Annotated in this window: 5 protein-coding genes; all 5 read right to left on the bottom strand. The window is 44.5% G+C overall.

Annotated features, from left to right (window positions below):
* Positions 1 to 373: 373 nt before the first annotated feature.
* The 5 genes from NNL21_RS35850 to NNL21_RS35830 all read right to left on the bottom strand — a co-directional run bounded on the left by NNL21_RS35850 (position 374) and on the right by NNL21_RS35830 (position 5,545).
* Complete coding sequence (locus tag NNL21_RS35850) at positions 374 to 832, bottom strand: hypothetical protein (protein WP_204822876.1); 459 nt, start codon at positions 830 to 832, stop codon at positions 374 to 376.
* A gap of 235 nt (positions 833 to 1,067) precedes the next feature.
* Positions 1,068 to 2,003: a phosphotransferase enzyme family protein gene (locus NNL21_RS35845; protein WP_204822877.1), complete on the bottom strand. Its 936-nt coding sequence runs from the start codon at positions 2,001 to 2,003 to the stop codon at positions 1,068 to 1,070.
* Positions 2,004 to 2,498: 495 nt separating this feature from the next.
* Positions 2,499 to 3,395, bottom strand: a complete 897-nt coding sequence (locus tag NNL21_RS35840; protein ID WP_373567650.1) for a hypothetical protein — start codon at positions 3,393 to 3,395, stop codon at positions 2,499 to 2,501.
* A gap of 277 nt (positions 3,396 to 3,672) precedes the next feature.
* On the bottom strand, positions 3,673 to 4,602 hold the full coding sequence (locus tag NNL21_RS35835; protein ID WP_204822878.1) for a GNAT family N-acetyltransferase: 930 nt from the start codon (positions 4,600 to 4,602) through the stop codon (positions 3,673 to 3,675).
* A 187-nt stretch (positions 4,603 to 4,789) separates the two neighbouring features.
* Positions 4,790 to 5,545 carry an immunoglobulin-like domain-containing protein gene (locus tag NNL21_RS35830; protein WP_204822879.1) on the bottom strand — a complete coding sequence of 252 codons (756 nt, stop codon included), beginning with the start codon at positions 5,543 to 5,545 and terminating at the stop codon, positions 4,790 to 4,792.
* Positions 5,546 to 5,683 lie beyond the last annotated feature (138 nt).

Genomic DNA, 5,683 nt, shown 5'->3' with positions numbered 1-5,683 from the left:
CGAACTCGACTCCGCGGTAGTCCTGTGCGCGAGCCACATGTTTGAACTTTGCGATGTCTACACTGACAATTAAAGTAGAAGATGTGATTTGATTAATTCGTTCATTTTGAGTAGAATGCATCTTGTAGTCTCCTTGGTTTGTTTTTGGGATCCGTCAGCCCGCCAGCGTCGTGGACCCATTAACATCATACCAAGGAGTCTTTTTCTTTCTCAAACCTCGTATTTCTTCATAATAGGAATGCTGCCCGTTAGCGCAACGAGGCTGCCGATCGTCTCCTCAGCAGCCTTGTTATCTTGTATGTTGAGTTTTCGTTAGCTGAATTATTTTGGCAGCTCTTTTTTAATGCGCTCTCGTTATCAATAGTTTAGAGATTTATTTTCTTTTTAATAATTTATGAATACTCGACGGCTGTAAGCCGGCTTGAATAAGCAATTTAATATTGAAACCTGATTTCCCGTAGCTTAAACGATACCAATAATAATTTATATACTCTATCACGGAAAAAACATAAATTAACATACCTACAATTAGGTCTCTTTTATTCTGTGCGAGCATTATCAATAAAATAATTACTAACACAGCAAGAATAAGATTCATACTTCTAAGCACAATCAGGGTTTTCAGCATTAAAAATGGTTTCTGTTTGCCTGTTGAATAAGATCTAAATACCCAATACAAAACACCTTGAAATAATATAAACACTAGGAATGATAGCGCAAGCAAGCTCGCAACTCCTAGATCTAAATAAATCTTATATACAACCAAAAAAGAAAAAGCGGCTGCTAACTCACCCAACGCAAGATTCAATAGGTGTTTTCTTAGTTTTCTCATAAACCTCCATTTTAAAGCACATCAACAATCTTTGATCGAATTGATGTTTTCATTTTATCACATTAGATTGTTAAGCATAACTACCCGTTTAGCCATTCATGCCTCACAAAGCGACGCACCACAGAGAATGAAAGTTAACACGTTCTTTCATGGTAGTTAAGAAAAGGCAACCAAATGAATATGTTTGGCTGCCTTTTTATGGTGATATTAAACTAACGTTTCCCGTTAGGCTTTCTTAGAGTCGCAATATCCGTTCTTTGCGATTTTGCATATAAGATCTTCCCCATTGATGGAGCTGTTCAAACCTTCCACCGCAAGCACGATAGAGCTTGATATATCTTCCAATCTCTCTTAGGGCTATAAAATTTGGGATTTCATCTAGCCAGCTCTTTTCCAAATCATTTTCTAAGCTATATCCTTCAAGGAAGCTGTTTAGGAACTTCTCCCTCGCACCATCCATAGGATCTAGCGCCGTTGCGAAAAATACCGCGATGGCAATATCATCTACGAACCAAGAATATCGGCAGGCATCAAAATCATATAAGTAGATCGTATCCCCATTCATGCAAAAGTTTCCATGATGGAAATCAGCATGAATTAACCCGTAGCTTTCCCGCGACTTCGGAAGCATTGCGATATGTCCCCGCAAATCAGAGTAACGCTCTACGATTTGCCTTTCGGACTCAGATAGTTCAAAGTTCGCGATTTGATCCACTTCCGCGGACCAATCCGATCTTTTGGATTGGATAGATGGTTGTTCATAATATTTCGTGGCGTTATGCATTTTTCCCATGAATGACCCCATGAGACGGAACAACTTAGCATTGTAATCGGCTTCCGATATCCGCTGGCCACGTGCGGCCTCAAAGCAAACAGCTGTATATATATCTTCATCCGTCATTATTTCTTCCACCAACTGCCCCTCGACCGAACGAACTGGCCGGGAAACACACAAGTCTTTGTCCGATAGAAACTCAATCCAGTCGATCTCACCACGGATGATGTCGGTCGATCTATGCGTAGCTCTCGTCATCCGTAGGAATACACTAATGTCTCCTATTCTGTAAGAAGCAATGATACTGTGTTCGGAATCATGATGACTGAGCAAGTCGTCCGGATTAAGTCCGAACAATCGTACGACGGTTTCGAGTAACTTGTTTTGATTGAGCATCAATACATCCCTCTTCCATTTATTTAGGTCCTTCCAATCATTTTCCGAATTATAACACATTGGACCTGAAATGGGATTACTCTTTTATTGAAGAAAACTGCCCTTTAGCTTAATGGCAAGCCAGCGTGTCAGCCGCGGCTAAACTATATATTTTCATTTCCTATAACAGGTAATCATCGCCCGAATAATAATGGTCAAGCGCAACAATAAACTGAACTGGCATAATAAAAATTGAAGCAGTTATCGCCGTGAACAGCACAAAGTTCTTGTTTGTACGTACGAACATATATAACAATCCGAATTTCGGGACAACAGGGTGCATTGTATAATGAAAAATACACCTCCAATATGTATCGTTCGGTTATTACGGAAAATACCCATTAATAGAAAACAGTACAACTTCTTGTCTTTTGGAAAGCACAAGAAGTTGTATCCATAAAATAAAAAAACCGCACAAAGTGCGGCTTGAAATGCATATATGTTCTTGTCCTCCCATTATCCACTTCGCTCAGAAGCTGCATACAACCGTCGAGCGCTCTTGGAGAACAACCCGGATTGGCGCAGGGCAAATCCGCCTGCCGCAAGTGCGGTCAGGAAGCAGCCGCAGGCTGCGAGAGGAAGCGCAGACCACTCAAAAATGGACTGTCCGAGAAACGTCTGCCATGCGATGGCCAATATCCCGAGCAAGTAGGCGGCGCCTGTCAAATGAATCAGCGTGCGGCGGACAGGGGACGTGCGTTCAGACAGCCAGGCGACGATCGGCATCGCCTGCAGCGCGTGAAAGCCGAGGCCATGCAGCCAAATAATATTTCCGCTCACGCCGACGAAACGGCCTTGATTGACCGAAATCCAGATTCCTGCCGCAAATGAAAGTATAACCGCAATCATCGCATAGCGAATGCCGAGCACCAGGTCCGGGCGGAGCTTAGAGGTTTTCTTGCGAAAATATTGAACCGCCAGAAACAGATAAACCAGCACCAGCATGAGAGCGACAAAAGCAAAAATCGAACCGACTGCTTTATCAAAGCTCGTTCCGTCTTCCACGAACCTCGGATTGACGCCGCGAAAATTTTGTACGGTCTCCGCACCGTAAGAATAAAGCGCCAAAATGATATAAGTCCATCGAAAAAAGGTTTTGCCTCTTACTCCCAAACCGGATAACGGAAGAATGGCCGCTGTCGACAAAAGAAATATGCCTAGTGCGGCATTGAAGGAAATGGCCTTGGAGACGTCGCCATTCGGCGGTACCGTTCCCCCATGCAGCATGACCCATACCGCGCACACCACTGCCAGCACAAAGCCGAACAGCCCGGTAAGCGCCAGCTGCTTCTCCCCTTCAAACAACCTGACTGTTGGAATAGGATTCGTTCCGCTTGCGTTCTGACTCATCATTCTCACACCCTTCATCACGTTTTATCTACATTCATTGTATAAGAAGGGTGCGGCCATCGATAACGGACGCAGGCATGAAACTGCGGCGGACTGAGGAACGATGCCATACTGGACCTAAGTCGGGAAAAGCAATAAAGAAGGCCGCCCCGTCAAAGGCGGCGATTCAGTGATGGACGAATGCTAATGGTGATCATCCACCGCGCTATGGCGGTGGAACACAAGCAACTAAAACCAATTATCGACCGTATCGGTATGTTGTCCGATTTCTTTGGCGCCTTTAGCTGGTGCTGTCAGGAGAACCCTTGCACCATACAAACATATTTCCGAGTTCTTGAAAGCCGACCCTTGTGTAAACGCGCATTGCGTCATCTGGTTCAGGATCAAGCGTCCACATTCCTCCGTGATTAATGTAGAGCTTGCTGACACCTGCTTCTTTCAAGCGGCGCATGCACTCGTACAACAGGTTAGTCGCCAACCCCCGTCTTCGATGTGTCGGAGCCGTTCCGAACGGCTCGATAATTGCAATATTGTTCTCACTGTCGAGCCAAATATTTGCAAAGCCGATGACTTGATTCGTCTCGTCCACTATAACCAAGTCCAAATCCTGACGGTATGTTGGGCAGGACATCAAACGGCGGTAAATCTCCATATCCGGCGCAGTCAACCCAGCTGAACCGGTCATGATAATGACCTTTTGCTCTAAATCAGCAGTTTCAATCGGACGAACCTTGAACCCCTCTGGAAAACGAGGCTCTTGGTTTGCAGTTTCCAAATCCATTACACCGGAATACATGTACCATGTATGCTGCTCGTATCCTCTTGCCTTCAACGTCTCTACTCGGGGCTGATCCTCGACATAACCCCAAAAATAAACTTCCTGTCCGCTCCGGTCTTCAAGCGACGGACCGTAATAGTGTTTTTCCGCCCAGGCGAATATTTCATCTTCCAGGTGAACGTATTCAGGCCCTGTAAAGCAATAAAGAATTCGATAATACCCTGGCCAAATAGCGCCAACTGTGGTCCCGTTTTCGAGTTCGCAAACCGTCAGATTTTGAAGGAACTTTTCACCGCCGAAGGCGCGGTTGTAATCGAAATCCCCTAGACTTGGGTAAAACCGGCGGTTCGGGTCGGTAGACTTATGAGAGATCACGCTGCGGAGCGCTATGTAATCCCTTTCATCCCTGTATGGCCGAAAATAAACCGTCATTTCTTTTTATACTCCCTTCTCACAGATATTAAGAACGTCTGCTTCTAAGCGTTTCACTGATTAACTTAACCTGCCCGGTAGTTGAAAAAGGCAGCAAATCAAATTGATCTGCTGCCTTTTCCTCGTGTCGATTCAACTATCGTGTCCCGTTAGCTTAGTGCATACATTAAGTTTTACTTTGACTTTCTTATTGAATTTCGAAATCTGCAGACAACTTCACACTTATATCCGTCATGAATCCATTAATACTCTTCACCAGTCGATACCTTCCTGGATCAAGCTTTTGTGGAAAAACAACCTTTTCCACGTAAGATTCACTAGGTCTTGCCTGCATTGCAATGGTCACTACAGATCTGTCATCAAGAACTAGGGTCCATCCCTCAGGTTCTTCTCGGTAGATCGCGTATCCGTATCCAAAATACAGGTTGGTCGGACCTGCATTATAGAGGGTCAATTCGGTTGGATCAGATCCTACTGCTGGCGGTTGTTCGGGCATCTGGTAAGTGAAATCTAGTTGTCTTTTATCGTTATTACGATTGTCCACTATATACTCCTTCAAAAGCTCCACTCGATTCCCCTCCTTGTCTCGACTTGTGATTTGAAAACGGACAGAGCGCCCTTCTGGAACCTTACTGAATCCGATTCCTACATCAGTTCCTGCCTGTCTTATTGGGGATGGGGTGGAAGTCAGGATGTTGAAGCCATTTTCTCCCTCGAACCATTTTCCAGTCCTGGGACCGTACTCCTTAGCAGATGCAAGTGCGCGATCTTGCGCTTGTATTGAAGAGACTTTTAACGTGTTTGGGTCGCCTACAGTATCTGCTAAATGAACAACAGTTGGATCGATCGCTTGAGAGGAGGTGTTCTCTAAATCTGAACTTGTTTTATTTCCGCATGCAGATAAAATAAAACCGAATATGATAATCAAAAGGATTCTTTGCAAAACAATCACCTCCTGTGACACTACTCATGCCGAACCGTTTAAATCTATGACGCAACATCCATTGAAAAGTTACGCTAAACTGCCCGTCCCTCGGTTTTAAGGGTTTATCTCACATATACTCACTCATTCGCAGGATTT

The sequence above is a fragment of the Paenibacillus mendelii genome (assembly GCF_024498075.1).
GTDB classification, from domain to species: Bacteria; Bacillota; Bacilli; order Paenibacillales; family Paenibacillaceae; genus Paenibacillus_Z; species Paenibacillus_Z mendelii.
The sequence above is the reverse complement of the archived record's forward strand: the minus strand, read 5'-3'. Positions and strand labels throughout refer to the sequence as shown.

What these genes read in the sequence shown, in the direction of transcription:
- NNL21_RS35850 (WP_204822876.1), bottom strand. Translation starts at nt 832, where the DNA reads ATGAGAAAACTAAGAAAACACCTATTGAATCTTGCGTTGGGTGAGTTA.
- NNL21_RS35845 (WP_204822877.1), bottom strand. Translation starts at nt 2,003, where the DNA reads ATGCTCAATCAAAACAAGTTACTCGAAACCGTCGTACGATTGTTCGGA.
- NNL21_RS35840 (WP_373567650.1), bottom strand. Translation starts at nt 3,395, where the DNA reads ATGATGAGTCAGAACGCAAGCGGAACGAATCCTATTCCAACAGTCAGG.
- NNL21_RS35835 (WP_204822878.1), bottom strand. Translation starts at nt 4,602, where the DNA reads ATGACGGTTTATTTTCGGCCATACAGGGATGAAAGGGATTACATAGCG.